Origin of the sequence: Amycolatopsis sp. GA6-003 (assembly GCF_046267895.1) — a bacterium.
In the GTDB taxonomy this organism is placed as follows: domain Bacteria; phylum Actinomycetota; class Actinomycetes; order Mycobacteriales; family Pseudonocardiaceae; genus Amycolatopsis.
This window is the reverse complement of record NZ_CP176499.1, coordinates 5040623-5054539: the sequence shown is the minus strand read 5'-3', so window position 1 is coordinate 5054539 and position 13917 is coordinate 5040623. Positions and strand designations below refer to the sequence as shown.

Annotated in this window: 14 protein-coding genes; 7 read left to right on the top strand and 7 right to left on the bottom strand. The window is 68.0% G+C overall.

Annotation, left to right across the window (positions count from 1 at the left end; all coding sequences use genetic code 11):
* Window positions 1-22 precede the first annotated feature (22 nt).
* A complete protein-coding gene (locus F9C12_RS22645) occupies window positions 23-778 on the bottom strand; it encodes a decaprenylphospho-beta-D-erythro-pentofuranosid-2-ulose 2-reductase (RefSeq protein ID WP_409461772.1) in 756 nt (251 codons plus the stop codon).
* A complete protein-coding gene (locus tag F9C12_RS22640) occupies window positions 775-2148 on the bottom strand; it encodes an FAD-binding protein (RefSeq protein ID WP_409461771.1) in 1374 nt (457 codons plus the stop codon). The genes F9C12_RS22645 and F9C12_RS22640 overlap by 4 nt, the downstream gene beginning before the upstream one ends.
* 144 nt (window positions 2149-2292) lie before the next feature.
* Between F9C12_RS22640 and F9C12_RS22635 the strand changes: the two genes are divergently transcribed.
* The 3 genes from F9C12_RS22635 to F9C12_RS22625 all read left to right on the top strand — a co-directional run bounded on the left by F9C12_RS22635 (window position 2293) and on the right by F9C12_RS22625 (window position 5750).
* Complete coding sequence (locus tag F9C12_RS22635) at window positions 2293-2760, top strand: GtrA family protein (RefSeq protein ID WP_409183856.1); 468 nt, start codon at window positions 2293-2295, stop codon at window positions 2758-2760.
* A 5-nt stretch (window positions 2761-2765) separates the two neighbouring features.
* On the top strand, window positions 2766-4673 hold the full coding sequence (locus tag F9C12_RS22630) for a glycosyltransferase (RefSeq protein WP_409183855.1): 1908 nt from the start codon (window positions 2766-2768) through the stop codon (window positions 4671-4673).
* A 78-nt stretch (window positions 4674-4751) separates the two neighbouring features.
* Window positions 4752-5750: an acyl-CoA dehydrogenase family protein gene (locus F9C12_RS22625; protein WP_409183854.1), complete on the top strand. Its 999-nt coding sequence runs from the start codon at window positions 4752-4754 to the stop codon at window positions 5748-5750.
* Here F9C12_RS22625 and F9C12_RS22620 read toward each other — a convergent pair.
* Window positions 5747-5989 carry a hypothetical protein gene (locus tag F9C12_RS22620; protein WP_409183853.1) on the bottom strand — a complete coding sequence of 81 codons (243 nt, stop codon included), beginning with the start codon at window positions 5987-5989 and terminating at the stop codon, window positions 5747-5749. The two genes, F9C12_RS22625 and F9C12_RS22620, sit on opposite strands and share 4 nt — an antisense overlap.
* A 156-nt stretch (window positions 5990-6145) precedes the next feature.
* Between F9C12_RS22620 and F9C12_RS22615 the strand changes: the two genes are divergently transcribed.
* The 3 genes from F9C12_RS22615 to F9C12_RS22605 are packed head-to-tail and all read left to right on the top strand — an operon-like array spanning window position 6146 to window position 8543.
* The gene (locus tag F9C12_RS22615) at window positions 6146-6913 is read left to right on the top strand and encodes an ESX secretion-associated protein EspG (protein ID WP_409461770.1); all 768 of its coding nucleotides are present in this window, start codon (window positions 6146-6148) and stop codon (window positions 6911-6913) included.
* A 32-nt stretch (window positions 6914-6945) separates the two neighbouring features.
* On the top strand, window positions 6946-7365 hold the full coding sequence (locus F9C12_RS22610; RefSeq protein ID WP_409183851.1) for a hypothetical protein: 420 nt from the start codon (window positions 6946-6948) through the stop codon (window positions 7363-7365).
* A complete protein-coding gene (locus tag F9C12_RS22605; RefSeq protein ID WP_409461769.1) occupies window positions 7362-8543 on the top strand; it encodes a hypothetical protein in 1182 nt (393 codons plus the stop codon). The genes F9C12_RS22610 and F9C12_RS22605 overlap by 4 nt, the downstream gene beginning before the upstream one ends.
* 57 nt (window positions 8544-8600) lie before the next feature.
* On the opposite strand, the gene F9C12_RS22600 is transcribed toward F9C12_RS22605, so the two are convergent.
* The 4 genes from F9C12_RS22600 to F9C12_RS22585 form a co-directional block, all read right to left on the bottom strand.
* Window positions 8601-9695: a toll/interleukin-1 receptor domain-containing protein gene (locus F9C12_RS22600; protein ID WP_409461768.1), complete on the bottom strand. Its 1095-nt coding sequence runs from the start codon at window positions 9693-9695 to the stop codon at window positions 8601-8603.
* 83 nt (window positions 9696-9778) lie between these two features.
* The gene (locus F9C12_RS22595) at window positions 9779-10687 is read right to left on the bottom strand and encodes a glycosyltransferase (RefSeq protein WP_409461767.1); all 909 of its coding nucleotides are present in this window, start codon (window positions 10685-10687) and stop codon (window positions 9779-9781) included.
* Window positions 10687-11502, bottom strand: coding sequence for an ABC transporter ATP-binding protein (locus tag F9C12_RS22590; RefSeq protein ID WP_409183847.1), 816 nt, complete (start codon window positions 11500-11502; stop codon window positions 10687-10689). The genes F9C12_RS22595 and F9C12_RS22590 overlap by 1 nt, the downstream gene beginning before the upstream one ends.
* Window positions 11503-11505: 3 nt before the next feature.
* Window positions 11506-12459, bottom strand: coding sequence for an ABC transporter permease (locus F9C12_RS22585; protein WP_409183846.1), 954 nt, complete (start codon window positions 12457-12459; stop codon window positions 11506-11508).
* Window positions 12460-12573: 114 nt separating this feature from the next.
* Between F9C12_RS22585 and F9C12_RS22580 the strand changes: the two genes are divergently transcribed.
* Window positions 12574-13833, top strand: a complete 1260-nt coding sequence (locus F9C12_RS22580) for a polysaccharide pyruvyl transferase family protein (RefSeq protein ID WP_409461766.1) — start codon at window positions 12574-12576, stop codon at window positions 13831-13833.
* The last annotated feature ends 84 nt before the right edge of the window (window positions 13834-13917 follow it).

The following is a 13917-nucleotide window of genomic DNA, read 5'->3' as shown; positions in this document are numbered from 1 at the left end:
CCGGCATAAACACTCACGAGGATCAGACCGGCAGCTTGCGGAAGATCGGCCGCGGCACGTGCCGCAGGATCGACATCACCAGCCGGAACTCCGACGGCGACCACACGAGGTCCTTGCCCTTGCGCGCGGCCTCGACCGCGACGTCGGCGACCTGCTCGGCCGTCCGGGTCAGCGGGGCGTCCTTCATCCCGGCGGTCATCTTGGTCTTGACCTGGCCGGACCGGACGACGGTCACCTGCACGCCGTGCGGCGCGAGGGCCTCGCCGAGACCGAGGTAGAAGCCGTCGAAACCGGCCTTGCTCGACCCGTACACGAAGTTCGACCGGCGGACCCGCTCGCCCGCGACCGACGACAGCGCGATGACCTTGCCGTGGCCCTGCGTCTTGAGCTTCTCCGACAGCGCCACGCCGGCCGACACCGCGGCGGTGTAGTTGACCGTCGCCAGCTCGACCGCCTTGCCGTGGTTCTGCCACAGCTCCTCGGCCTCGCCGAGCAGGCCGAACGCGACCACCGTGACGTCGATGTCGCCACCGGCGAACGCCTCGTCCAGCACCTTCGGGTGGGACGCGAGGTCGTTGGCGTCGAAGGCCACAGTGGACACTTCGGCGCCGCGATCCTTCAGGCGCTGCGCGGCTTCCTCCAGCCGCGGCGAAGGACGAGCGGCCAGCACGACCCGCAGCGGCTTCTCCGCGAGGTACTTCTCCGCGATCGCCAGCGCGATGTCGGACGTGCCGCCGAGCAGCAGCAGGGACTGGGGGTTACCGACCGCGTCGATCACAGTGCGAGCCTCCGGCTCATGTCAGAGGCGAAAACGCCTTCGGGGTCAACGGAAGCGCGCACCTTGCGCCACTCCTCCAGCCGCGGGTACATCTTCGCGAACGTCTCGGGCGAGGTGCGCGAGTCCTTCGCGGTGTAGAGGCGGCCGTTCGCGTCCAGGACCATCTCGTCCATTTCCTCGCAGAACCGGCTGAGCCCGTTCTTGATCGGGAAATCGACGCTCAGCATCCAGCCCGGCGTCGGCCAGGACATCGGAGCCGGGTTCGAGTCGCCCATCCGCTTGAACACGTTCAGGAACGAGTAGTGCCCGGACCGCGAGATGGCCCGGCAGATGCCCTTGAGCTGGTCTTCCGCGCCGAACGGCACGGAGAACTGGTACTGCAGGAAACCCTTGCTGCCGTACGCGCGGTTCCACTCGCTCAGCATGTCGAGGGGGTGGTAGAACTGCGTCAGGTTCTGGATCTTGCCGCGCGCGCCCTTCTTGGGCACCGTCTTCTGCCACAGCTCGTTGATCAAGCCGAAGGTGAGCTTGTTGCCGAGCCCGTTGGGGAACACGTCCGGCAGCGTCAGCAGCTGCGGTGCGTCGAACTTCAATGGGTTGCTGCGCAGCTTCGGCGGCAGCTGGTCGAGCTTCGCGAGCGAACCGCGCGAGAACGTGGCGCGGCCGAGGCGGCTGTCGGACGAGATCAGGTCCGGCACCGACATCGAGTAGTCGTAGTTGAGGTCTGAACCATCGGTGAAGAGCCCGAGGGTCTCGTCGAGGTTCGAGGTGCGGTCGGCGTCCACGTAGAAGTACGCCGTTTCCGTTTTCTTCATCCGGATCGTCGCGCGGAGGATGATCCCGGTGAGCCCGATCCCGGCCACGGTCGCCCAGAACAGCTCCGAATCCGGGCCCTCCGGGGTGAGCGTGCGCACGTTCCCGTCGGCGGTGAGCAGGTCCATCGACACCACGTGGTTGCCGAAGCTGCCCGCCGAGTGGTGGTTCTTGCCGTGGATGTCGTTGGCGATCGCGCCGCCGATGGTCACCTGGCGGGTGCCCGGCAGGACCGGGACCCACAGGCCGTACGGCAGCGCCTCGCGCATCAGCTTGTCGAGGCTGACGCCCGCGTCGAGGTCGACGAGGCCGGAGTCCGGGTCGATCGAGTGGATGCGATCGAGCACGGTCATGTCGACGACCAGGCCGCCCGCGTTCTGCGCCGGGTCGCCGTAGGACCGGCCGAGCCCTCGGGCGATGACCCCGCGCGGGCCCGCGGAGGCGACGGCTCGGGCGATCGTGTCGACGTCGCGCGTGCTCAGCACGTCGGCGACGGTCCCGGCGGTGCGGCCCCAGCCGGTGAGCGTGCGGCGCTGTGTCTCGGGTGCTTGGGTCACACGACCAGGGTAGCCACGCCGAACACCGCCCGGAACGTGACCCTGAAGTGCTCGCTTCTACACTTTGCGCATCAAGGCACAAGCGTCCGAGCGTCGAAGTGGGTAATACGGACACTGACGCAATAGGCCGAGAAGGTAATCCAAGTGGTGGCTACAGAACCGCAGAGTGACCAAGCGCAGCCGGCTCCCGCGGGCCCCGGTCTGCTGGGCCAGCTGATCCGGTTCGGCGTGATCGGCGGCTTCTGCGCCCTGCTCGACCTGGGCACGTACTCGCTGCTGCGCGCGATCGGGATGGACGCCACCCCCTGGGTGGACCTCGCGCGCGCGATCAGTTTCATCGTGGGCACGACCACGGCGTTCTTCCTGAACCGGCGCTTCACGTTCGCCGACGGGCGGCGCGACGGGAACGCCCAGGTCGGCAGCTTCGTTCTGCTGTATGCCGTCACCTTCTTCGTCGCCGTCGGCGTGAACCAGCTCATGCTGCACGTGCTGCCGGAGTCGGGGTGGAAGGCCACGCTGGCCTGGGTGGTGTCCCAGGCAACGGCGACTGTGATCAATTTCGTGATGCTCAAGTGGGTCGTGTTCCGTGTACGGCCGGTAAAGGAGAACTGAGTTCGATGCCCGGTAAAGCAGCCCCGGTCGCGGAGGCGGCCCCCGCAGGCCAGACGCGGTTCGCCGAACACGCCCCCGAAGGCAGGCTCACGGCCCAGCGCGGGCTGTACGCCGGGCCGGCTCCGATCGTCAGCAAGGACATGTACGCCGAGGTCGAGCAGGGCAACGCCCAGCGCGAGCGCGGCAGCGTCACGCTCGAGCCGTCCGCGAAGGTCACCGGCAACACCTACTTCGGCCGCTTCCCGGCGAGTTACTGGCAGCGCTGGACCACCGCGACCGAGGTGAAGCTGGAAGCCGTCGTCACCGGCGACGGGCTGCTGTCGCTCGGCGCGTCCGACATGCTCGGCGACCCGCGCGTGGTCGACGCCCAGCAGGTGTCCGGCGCGAAGGGAGCCAAGGTCGAGCTGACCGGCAAGCTGGACAAGTTCCACGACGGCGGCGCGCTGTGGCTCGACCTCGAGACCGAGGGCGGCCAGACGCTGCGGGTCGAGCAGGTCCGCTGGACCGTCGACGCGCCGGAGTCGATCCGCCCGACCGCGGTCACCATCTGCACGATGAACCGCGCCGACGACTGCCTGAAGAACCTCCAGGCGCTCGCCGCGGACGTGTCCTCGCTCGACACGCTCGACGCCATCTACGTCGCCGACCAGGGCACCGACCTGGTCGAATCGCGCGAGGGCTTCGAGCAGGTCGCGAAGGACCTCGGCGAGAAGCTGCACTACATCAAGCAGCCGAACCTCGGCGGGGCGGGCGGCTTCACCCGCGGCCTGTACGAGGTCGCCGGGCACACCGAGACCGAGCACGCGAACGTGCTGTTCATGGACGACGACGTGCTGCTCGAGCCGGACCTCGTCGTGCGCATGACGGCGTTCTCCAACCGCGCGGCCAACCCGATCATCGTCGGCGGCCAGATGCTCAACCTGCTGCACCCGAACCAGCTGCACGTCGGAGCCGAGTACGCCCGGCTGAACACGCTGGAGCCGGGGCAGCCGGTGCAGCACTCGCTGTCGACGGCCGACCTGCTCGGCGTCGACGAGGACGGCAACCCGAACCGCCAGGAACGCCGCCTCGACGCCGGGTACAACGGCTGGTGGTCGTGCCTGATCCCGTACGAGGTCGTCAAGGCCATCGGCTACCCGCTGCCGTTCTTCTTCCAGTGGGACGACGCGGAGTACTCCTACCGGGCCCGCGAATACGGCTTCCCCACGGTGACCCTGCCGGGCGCGGGCGTGTGGCACGCGGACTTCCACTGGAAGGACTGGGACGAGTGGCACCGGTACTTCAACCTGCGCAACTCGATCATCACCGCCGCGCTGCACTCGCCGTTCAACCTGAACCTGCTCTCCCGCGTGCTGATGGCACAGCTGGTGCGTTACCTGCTCGGCATGCAGTACGGCCTGTCCGCGACGCTGATCAAGGCGGTCGAGGACTTCCTGGAGGGCCCGGAGATCCTGCGCGACGGCGGCGTCGAGGCGATGAAGGAGATCCGCCGGATCCGCGACGCATACCCGGAGACCAAGCGGCACAAGGCCACTGACGTGCCGGGCATCGCGTCCAACGACATCGGCATCATCAACAGCGCGCCGCGGCCGAGCATGCAGCGGCTCGTGCTGATCAAGCGGATCCTGGACAAGGTGCTCGGCCGCAGCCGGTTCGGGCTGGGCGCGGTGCCGGTCGACGAGGCGCACTGGTGGCACATCGCGCTGTTCGACACCGCCGTGGTCACCGACGCGTCGCAGGAAGGCGTGCGCGTCCGCAGCTACGACAAGGTCAAGATGTTCGACCTGGCCAAGCGCGGCGCGAAGGTGATCAACCGGCTGCGCAAGGAAGGCGCGAGCGTGCAGGAGCAGTACAAGCGCGCGATGCCGGAACTCACCTCGCGGGAGAACTGGAAGCGGCTGTACGAGCTGTGATTGCCTGAGCTGTCCGGGAAGGGCGTCTCGCGTTTCGGCGCGGGCGCCCTTTCTGTCTTTTTCGGTAGCTTTGAATTCATGGCCGACCTGGTTTCCCGCGCGCGTGCTCTTGCCGACGACCTGCTGTTTCCCGCGGCGGCCGAGGTGGACCGGCTGGGCGTGGTGCCGCGCTCGCATTTCGACGCGCTCGCCGAGGAGGGGTTCTACGGTCTCGCCGCACCGGATTCCGGGGTCGAACTGCCGCAGCTGGTCGGCGTGCTCGAAGCGCTGGCCGGCGGGTGCCTGAGCACCGCGTTCACCTGGCTGCAGCACCACGGGCTCGTCGCCGGGCTGGCCGCGACGGACCGGGAAGACCTGCGCGAGCGGTATCTGGCGGACCTGATCAGCGGACGGCTGCGCGCGGGCGTCGCGTACGCGGGCGTGATCCCGACCCCGCCGCGGGTGCGGGTCCAGCGGGTGGACGGCGGTTACCGGTTCGACGGGGAAGCGCCGTTCGTGAGCGGCTGGGACGCGATCGACCTGCTCCAGCTGTCCGGGCGCGACGGCGACACGGTGGTCAACGCCCTGGTCTCGCCGATCGTCGGGCACAGCCTGGTCGCCGAGCCGTTGACGCTCATGGCCGCGCAGGGCACCGCGACCGTGCGGCTGAAGCTCGACAACCACTTCATTCCCGACGAATCGGTTTTCGCCAAGGTCAGCCACGACAAATTCGTGGCGGGCAATACGTTCGCGGCGCGGCTCAACGGATGCGCGCCGCTCGGTCTCGCCGAGCGCTGCGCTCGCTTGATCGAGGCGGCCGGCGAAGCGGAAACGGCAGCGGCGTTGCGGTCCGAACAGGACGAAATCCGCCGTCGCCTCGACGCTGGACTCGCTGATCCGGCGACGCTTCCGGCTGCCCGCGCCGCGGGTGCCGACCTGGCGTACCGGTCGGCGGGCGCGCTCGTCGCGGCGACGGGCAGCCGCGCGGTGCTGGCCGGGGCGCACGCTGGTCGGCTGGTGCGCGAGGCGACGTTCCTGTTGGTCGCCGCGAGCAGACCGGAGATCCGCGCCGGACTGCTGGCACTCGCCCGTCGTTAAACGGACAGGCCGAATTTGCCCTTTCGACTCAGATCGTCCACATAAGCGGCGGCCACGTGGACGAAATTCACCGAAACAGTGTTGCCGTCCCGGGTTTCCAGCGAGTGGACGCCGCCGTGTTTCAGAAGGTCCGGAAGCTTCTCCTCGACGGCTTCGGAACTGTCGGCGGTGAGCGGGAAGATCAGCGGTTCGCCGCCGGTAGCGAGGTGCAGGACGAGTGCTGGTTTGGGAGCTGTCATGAAGCCATGGCAGCAGCGGGTGATCAACGGGGGCAAGAGCGGTTCGCCGACAGCGGATCCGCTCACAGCGGATTCGCTCAGCCCGGAGCCGATAGCCTCGACAGTGCGCAGTGGACTACGGTTTCGCCGGGGAGAGACCGGATTTAGGGGTGGGTCGTGCCGTACACGTTGACGCTGTCACCGGCAGCGGTGGATCTCCTGCTGGCCGAACTCGGGCTCGGCCGCGCGCCAGTGCCGTTCGTGGTGCCGCACATCGGCATTGCCGGCGAGGAACGCGCCGCGGTGCGCGACGCTGTTTTCCGCGATCTCGACAGCCGCGGCCTGCTGCGGCGCGGGACCATCGACGACGACGTCCAGATCGCGCTCGCCACGTTCGCCCAGCCCGGCCTCGCGATTTCCGCGGCGGCGAAGCTCGGCGACGAGCAGCTGTTCGCGCGCGTGGCGTCCAACGGCCAGTTCGCGGTGCTCGTCTGCCAGCGGGACGGGATGTTCGCCTTCGAGGAGGTCCGCCCGACCGGCATCGTCCCGGCGATCGTCGACCTGCTGCCGCTCACGCCGGCCGCACCGGGACAGTCGGTGACGGTCGCGCGGCCGTCGAAGCAGCCGGTGCGGGGCGACGCCTACGACCCGTTCGCCGGGGTCAGCGGGCCGCGCACGCACAATCCGCAGCTCCGGGCTGTCCAGCGGATCTTCGAGAAGCCTCGGCTGGCGGTCGGCCAGTTCACGCCGTACGTCCGCGACAGCGCTGGCCACGAGCGGGCCTTGCCGTCGCTCGCGTGGTTCGACACCGAACTCGGCCGCTACCTGCTGAGCACGCGCGATTCCAGCGACGGCAACCGCTGGCTCACCTACGCCCCGGCGGACAATGCCCGGCTGGCCCAACAACTGTTCACCCAGCTCGAAGGCTATTCGGCAAACGCCTGACCGGAGCGGCTCGCGTCGGTAAACTCCGGCGCATGAGCACTGATCCGCTGGCGGCAGGCGGGCTGAACGCCAAGGGCATCGCCGAAGCCGCGGCCGAAACGCACAAGCTGGCCGGCACCGCGAAAGCCGGCGGGTTCAGCATCGACGGCGACGCACTCGGTGACCTGCGCAAAGCGCTCACCGACATGGTCACCCGCCTCGAACGGCTCAAGCCGCAGACGCAGGCGCTGACGACCGCGCCGAAGCTCGGCAGCCATCCGTACGGGCAGACCGTGGCCGAACACGACCGCAAGAGCGGAGCCGACGCACCTGGGTCGGCTCTCGACGTGCTGGACCAGTTCGGCCGGATCCTGCGGGAGGCCGACGAGGCCCTGGCGCGCGCCGGCGGGGTCTACACCGAGAACGAGAACCAGGCCATCGATTCCCATCGCACCGTGAAGGGCACCGAATGAGCACGCCGCAGCCGGGGCTCGCGCCGTCGGACGCCGACTACCTCGGGCACCCGCACCAGCAGCTGAAGTCGTTTGTCGAGGCGAATCTCGACGTCGAGCAGGTTTCCTCGGTGGCGCACGCGTACACCGAGGTGCAGAAAGCGTTCGAGGAGTTTGCCACGCAGCTGGGCGAGGCCGTGAAGAAGGCTTCGCACGCGTGGAGCGGCGAGGCGGCGGTCGGTGCGCAGGCGTATTTCGTGAGCCTCGCCGAATGGGCCGAGGCGAATAGCCAGAACGCGAAACTGGCCGCGCAGATCGTCGAGGAACAGGCGTCCGCCGCGCAGGTCGCGAAGCATTCGATGCCGGAAGCGGTGCCGTTCGACTGGTCCGAGGAATTCGACAAATGGTCGCACGCGAGCCCGCTCGAAATGGGCGACGCGATCGACGCGACGTTGAAGAAGCAGCAGGAGAGCCGTTCCGCGCACGAGCAGGCCGCGGAGACGATGTCGAAGTACGACGCTTCGCTGTACTCGTCGGGCTCGAAGCAGCCGACTTTCGCGCATCCGCCGAAGTTCGGGGTCGCCGCTGGCGGCGGTGCCGCGGTGGCGATGCCGACGGGTCCGGAGCACCACGACGCCGCTCCGGCTAACCCTGCTCCCGCTCCCACCCCAGCTCCTGCGGTGGCGGACGCCGGCTCGGCCTCGGCGGGCGCTGCCGCCGGTGGCGGGGGTGCGGTGGCTGGCCACGTGAGCGCCCCGACCGTCAGCGGCCCGAGCCAGTTCACCGGTGCCGTGCACCCGCCGATGCCGGACGCTGCGACCACCGCGGCGGGTTATGCCCCGCCAGCCGCCCCAGCGACCCCGAGCGGCGGCAACGCCGGGGCAGGCGGAATGGGCATGGGCGCGATGCCGATGGGCGGCATGATGGGCGGCGGCGGAGGCTTCGGCAGCGACGAGGAACACGAAAACAAGGTCGGCCGAGGCGGCAGCGGTTCGTTCGGCCCCGGCGACGGAGCCATGTCCCCCGGTGCGGCGGACGTAGCCGCTGGCGGAATGGGGGGCGCTCCCGCCCGCCCCGGCATGGGCTTCGGAGCCCGCCCGTACGACGACGGCAACGACCAGCCCGCGTTCGTGATGGAGATCGACGAAAACGAGGAATACGGCGGGCACCGTTCCGCGCCGCCGGTGATCGGGGAGTAGCTGCTGAGTCCGTTGTGGACAGTGGGTTGTGCACTGTCCACAACGGACTCGTGCGGTTCAGTCCGCTATCGTGCCCCACCCGCGCATCATCCTGATCGCGCTGCTCACTGCCTTGACACCGTCTCGGAACCCGCGGATCGAGTTACGCAACGGTGCGCTCATGGCTTCCAGCGGCTTCATCTGAGTCAGAAACGTGCTCAGGACGGTTTCGGCTTCGGCCAACGGCGCGGTGACTTCCTCCACCGGCCCGATCGCCTGGCGTTCTTTTTCGAGCTGCTCCCGCAGGTCGTTCTCTTTGAGGAACGTGACGTAGGACCGCATGACCTGATCGGTTTCGAGAACCGTCGTCTCGAACTTCCGGGCCCGATTCTGGAAGTCGATCCCGAGCGGCTGCAGCTCGGCGGCGATTTCCAGCAGCAGCCGACGAGCCTCCGGCGGCGAGGCCTCGGTCACCGGCCGGGTAGACCTGGCCAAGATGGCCGAGAACCGCTCGATGGTGTCCTTCATGTCCGGCATGGCCTGGTCGAGTTCCTGCTGGAAAAGCTCGAGAGCCTCACTGACCTCCGCGGCCCCTGGCGGGTTGTCCTCGGCGTCCTGGCCGGAAGTGCGCTGGTCGGCGGGAGCAGCGGAAAGCGCCTGCTCGGCAGCGGTGACGGCGTCGACCAGTTGCCCGGCGAGGCTGACCATCGTCCGGCGCCAGACCGCGGAGTGAGGACCTTCGGTCCAGGTTTCCTTGAGATCTTTGTACTGCCGTTCCGCGATGATCTTGGCCGCGATGTCCGGGCTGTCGGTGTCGATGTACGAATGGCCGAACAGGACGACCGGAAGGATCAGCCCGGTGGCGTGAAGTCGCTCGGCCGCGCTGTAGAACGCCAGCAGCTCGTCCCGGCAGGAAGGACGTTCGAAGTACTGCCGGGTCACGATGGGCATGAAGATCGCGGCGCTTTCGATCCCCTGCCGGATTCCTTCGCGCCAGTCCTCGCCCCAGCCGATCGTTTCCCGGTCGACGAATATTTCGAGCGTTCGTCCCTGGTCGGTGAACGCCATGTGTTTGAGCGACTGCGTAAACGGCTCGATGAAATCGAGCACGACATCGTCCGCTTGCGCGTAGCTGAGAAAGATCCGGATGGGAGGTTCGTTCGGGTCGGTCACCGAGGGAACGTATTCCGGGCGTGCGCCGACGGACAGCAACACGCAGTTACTGTCCAGGTGTTGTCAAGTGGGCGTAACCCGGCTCAGTACCGGTAAAACTTCTCCGCCCGCCCCTGCCGAACCAGCTTCAGCCACTGCGCGAATGCCTTCGGATCCCGCTTCACGCCCACGAAATACAAGCCGAACCGCAGCACCTCGAGTGCCCCGATCTTCCGCATTCCCGGCTGCGACAGCAAATACCCGCGGTTGCGGTACGTGTAATATCGCTTGACCTCGTTCTCCGGGTCCTGCGCGTGGAATTTCCCGCCCAGCATCGGTTTGAACTCGTCCGAGCCGTCCGGGTGCAGGTAGGTCGTGCGCAGCGACGTGCCGAACGGCAGGCCGGACCGGACCAGGCGGCGGTGGAGTTCCACCTCGTCGCCGCGGAAGAACAGGCGCAGGTCCGGTACGCCGGTGACGTCCAAAGTGGACGCGCGGAACAGCGCGCCGTTCATCAAGGACGCGATGCCGGGCAGGAAATCCGTGCCCAGTTCGGCCGGCGAGCGTTTCCAGGTGAGGCCGCGGCGCAGCGGGAACGCGAGTTTCGCCGGGGCGTCGATGTTCGCCACCACCGGCGAGATCTCGGCGAGGCCGCGTTTTTCGGCTTCCTCCAGCAGGATCTCGAGCACGTGCTCGTCCGCGGGACGGCCGTCGTCGTCGGCGAGCCAGACCCAGTCCGCGCCGAGCGCCAGCGCGTGCAGCATGCCGAGCGCGAAACCGCCCGCGCCGCCGAGGTTTCGGTGCGACGGGAGGTACGTGTACGGCAGTGGGAAGGACTCCACGACGTCCCGCGCGGATTTGTCCGGGCCGTTGTCGACCACGACGAGGTGGTCGACCGGCCGGGTCTGGGCGGCGATGATCTTCAGCGAGTCCGCGAGCAGCTCGCGCCGGTGCCGCGTGACCACCACGCCGACGACGGCGCCCTCGGGCAGCTCTCGCGTCTCGCCGGTCATCATTCCCCGCCGTTCGTCGTGGTCGCGGGCTCGATGCCGAGGCGCTCGAGACCTTCCTGGCTCATGTTCTCGAACGGGTCGCGGCCCTTGTACTCGGTGAGCACGTCGCGCAGCGAACCCTGCTTCTTGACGTGTCCCTCGTCCATCCAGATCGCGGTGTCGCACAGCTCCATCAGGAACTCGTCGGAGTGGTTCGCGAACACCAGGATGCCGGAGCGTTTGACCAGGTCCTTGAGCCGGTCGCGGGCCTTGTTGAGGAACGCCGCGTCGACCGCGCCGATGCCCTCGTCGAGGATCAGGATCTCCGGGTCGATCGAGGTCACCACGCCGAGCGCGAGCCGCACCCGCATGCCGGTGGAGTACGTCCGCAGCGGCATCTGCAGGTAGTCGCCGAGTTCGGTGAACTCCGCGATGTCGTCGACGCGCTTTTCCATCTCCTTGGCGCTCATGCCGAGGAACAGGCCGCGGATCAGGATGTTCTCCACGCCGGAGATCTCCGGGTCCATGCCGATGCCGAGGTCGAACACCGGCGCGATCCGGCCGACGATCCGCGACGAGCCGCGGGTCGGCTCGTAGATCCCGGCGAGCAGCCGCAGCAGCGTGGACTTGCCCGCGCCGTTGTGCCCGACGAGACCGACCCGGTCGCCCTCGCGGAGGCTGATCGACACGTCGTGCAGCGCCTCGATGATCGGCACTTTCTGGTCGGAGCTGATCTTGCCGCCGACCTTGCCGAGCACGCGCTTTTTCATCGAACGCGTTTTCGCGTCGAAAATCGGGAAGTCCACGTACGCGTTGTGGACGTCAATGCTGACCATCTGTCACACCCAATACGAGACGCGAGACCGGTAATTGCGCATGGCGACGAGCGCGAGCCCCCACCCGACGATGGTGATGCCGCCGACCACGACCCAGCTGGTCCAGGTCACCGCCTGTCCGATGAGCGGCGACCGCACCACCTGCATGTAGTGGTAGAGCGGGTTCAGCTTGATGATCGGCAGCGCCCACGACGCGCCGTCCCGCGCGCCGCCGGACAGCAGCTGGTCGACCGGCCACACGATCGGGGTGCCGTAGAACATCAGCTGGATCAGCGAGTTGATCAGCTGCGGAATGTCGCGGAACCGGGTCGAGATGATGCCGAGCAGCAGCGCCGCCCAGCCCGCGGTGAGCGCGAGCAGCACGAAACCGGGAATGGCGAGGAAAATGTTCCAGCTCAACCCCGGGTGGCAGTACTTCTCGGGCAGGCACGCGCCGTCCGGCGACCCCAGCGAATACGGGGAATCGAGCGCCGAGAAGAAAATGATCAGCAGCACGACGTAGACGATCATGTTGTGCGCCAGCAGCAGCGTCTGCCGCCAGATCGTGCGCAGCACGTACACGCTGATCGGCGCGGGGACCTGTTTGATCAGGCCCTCGTTCGCGATGAACGTCTCCATGCCTTCGGTGAGGCAGCCCTGGATGAAGCCCCAGATGATGAAGCCGGTGGAGAGATAGGGCAGGAACACCTCGATCGGCGTCCGGAACAGCTGCGAGTACAGCAGGCCGAGACCGAGCGCGATGACACCCTGGCTGATGGTGATCCAGAACGGCCCGATGATGGACCTGCGGTAGCGCTGCTTGATGTCCTGCCAGCCGAGATGGGTCCAAAGCTCGCGGGCGGCGAAACCGGTCTTGATGTCGTCGATGGCACGCGCGAACGTCTTGCTGTCCGACGCCGGTGGAACCGGAGTCGAGACATCGGGTTCGGCTGCGTGAACCGTGCTGGTGGCATGCACGTGGACGAGGGTACCGATGGGACGAGGCGGGCTAGGCCCGACCCGTCGCGCGGCCGCCCCGATCGTTCTCACCCGTGCTGACCGGCGCAGTGTGCGCAACGTTACGATAAGCCAATGCCGGTCCCCGAAATCAGCACTTCGCACCCGGAGTCTGTTTCTTCCCGTGCGCAGTATCACCTGGTCGCACCTGTGGGCCACCCCAACTACGGCGACGAGCTCATCACCGCCGGCTGGCTGGGCTATCTCGCCGAGACCGCCCCGGACGCCGACGTGTGGGTCGACACGCACTCGCCGGGGCCGGCGAGCGTCCTGCTCGACGGCATTCATCCGCGGGCGAAGTTCACCGACACGTTGTGGCGGCTGTGCTGGGAGGCTCCGGACGAGGACCCGTGGCGCGCCGCCGCGTGGGTGCGCGACGCGGTGCACAACCCGGGCATGATGCCGCGGCTGCACCACAGCGTCGAACTGCTGGCGAAGGCCGACGTGGTGCACGTCGTCGGCGGCGGGTACATCAACAAGCTGTGGCCCAAGCAGATCGGCTTGCTGGCGGGCGCGGTCGCCGCGGTCGAGCGTTCCGGCGGCCGGGCGGCGATGACCGGACAGGGCTTGCTGCCCGCCTGTGAAGGCTCGGTGCCGCTGGTGAAAGCGCTCGCGGACCGGTTCGAGGTGGTCGAGGTCCGCGACAGCGCGTCAGCGGATCTGCTGGGCCGCCCGATCGGCCTCGACGACGCCTTCCTCACCATCGGGCCGGACCGGTACGACCATTCCGAAGACCTGCCCGAAGTGATGCTGTGCCTGCAATCCGACCTGGTGGAGGTCGGCATCGGCGCGGTGGCGGGCGCGGTGCTTTCCATGCTGCGCGCCTGGAAGATCGATCCGGCGAAGATCGGCATTGTCGAGGGAGTGCCCCGAGTCGACCGCGAAGTCTTCGCGTTGCTCGAGCGCGAATTGCCGGGTGCTCGGTTTTATCCGTTTTCGCACATTTGGACGCACGGTCTTCCCGCCGGACCGGAGCAAACCTGGATTTCCACCCGGTTCCACGTCCACATGCTCGCGGCCGCGGCCGGGGCCTCCGGCGTCGCGGTGAGCATCCACCCGGACTATTACGCCACGAAGCATCGTTCCCTGGCCGACCTCGGCTCGAACTGGACGCTGCTCGAAGACCTTTCGCAGGTTCCGGACCGCCCGAACGCGGGCGGTTACGCGGACCAGACGCTGGCGGACTTCAAGGAAAGCAAGCGAAAGATCGCCGAACAGGTTTACGCGCCCGTGATCCGCCCGGTCGAGGAGGAGCCGCAGCCGCAGCCGGAGCCGCCGGCGCCCGTGGAGCCGCCCGCCCAGCGGCGACGGTGGTCCCGGCGGATCCGGAACTGAACGGGACGGACGCCGTTACCGGGACGCGCCACTGAGCGATCCCGATTGAGGACTCGAACGGTCCGCAATCGCGCATAGCTTTCC

Bases quoted from the DNA above. Each gene is read 5' to 3' on its own strand.
- F9C12_RS22625 (WP_409183854.1), top strand. From the start codon at position 4,752: ATGGCCGACCTGGTTTCCCGCGCGCGTGCTCTTGCCGACGACCTGCTG.
- F9C12_RS22610 (WP_409183851.1), top strand. From the start codon at position 6,946: ATGAGCACTGATCCGCTGGCGGCAGGCGGGCTGAACGCCAAGGGCATC.
- F9C12_RS22605 (WP_409461769.1), top strand. From the start codon at position 7,362: ATGAGCACGCCGCAGCCGGGGCTCGCGCCGTCGGACGCCGACTACCTC.
- F9C12_RS22580 (WP_409461766.1), top strand. From the start codon at position 12,574: ATGCCGGTCCCCGAAATCAGCACTTCGCACCCGGAGTCTGTTTCTTCC.
- F9C12_RS22595 (WP_409461767.1), bottom strand. From the start codon at position 10,687: ATGACCGGCGAGACGCGAGAGCTGCCCGAGGGCGCCGTCGTCGGCGTG.
- F9C12_RS22590 (WP_409183847.1), bottom strand. From the start codon at position 11,502: ATGGTCAGCATTGACGTCCACAACGCGTACGTGGACTTCCCGATTTTC.
- F9C12_RS22620 (WP_409183853.1), bottom strand. From the start codon at position 5,989: ATGACAGCTCCCAAACCAGCACTCGTCCTGCACCTCGCTACCGGCGGC.
- F9C12_RS22630 (WP_409183855.1), top strand. From the start codon at position 2,766: ATGCCCGGTAAAGCAGCCCCGGTCGCGGAGGCGGCCCCCGCAGGCCAG.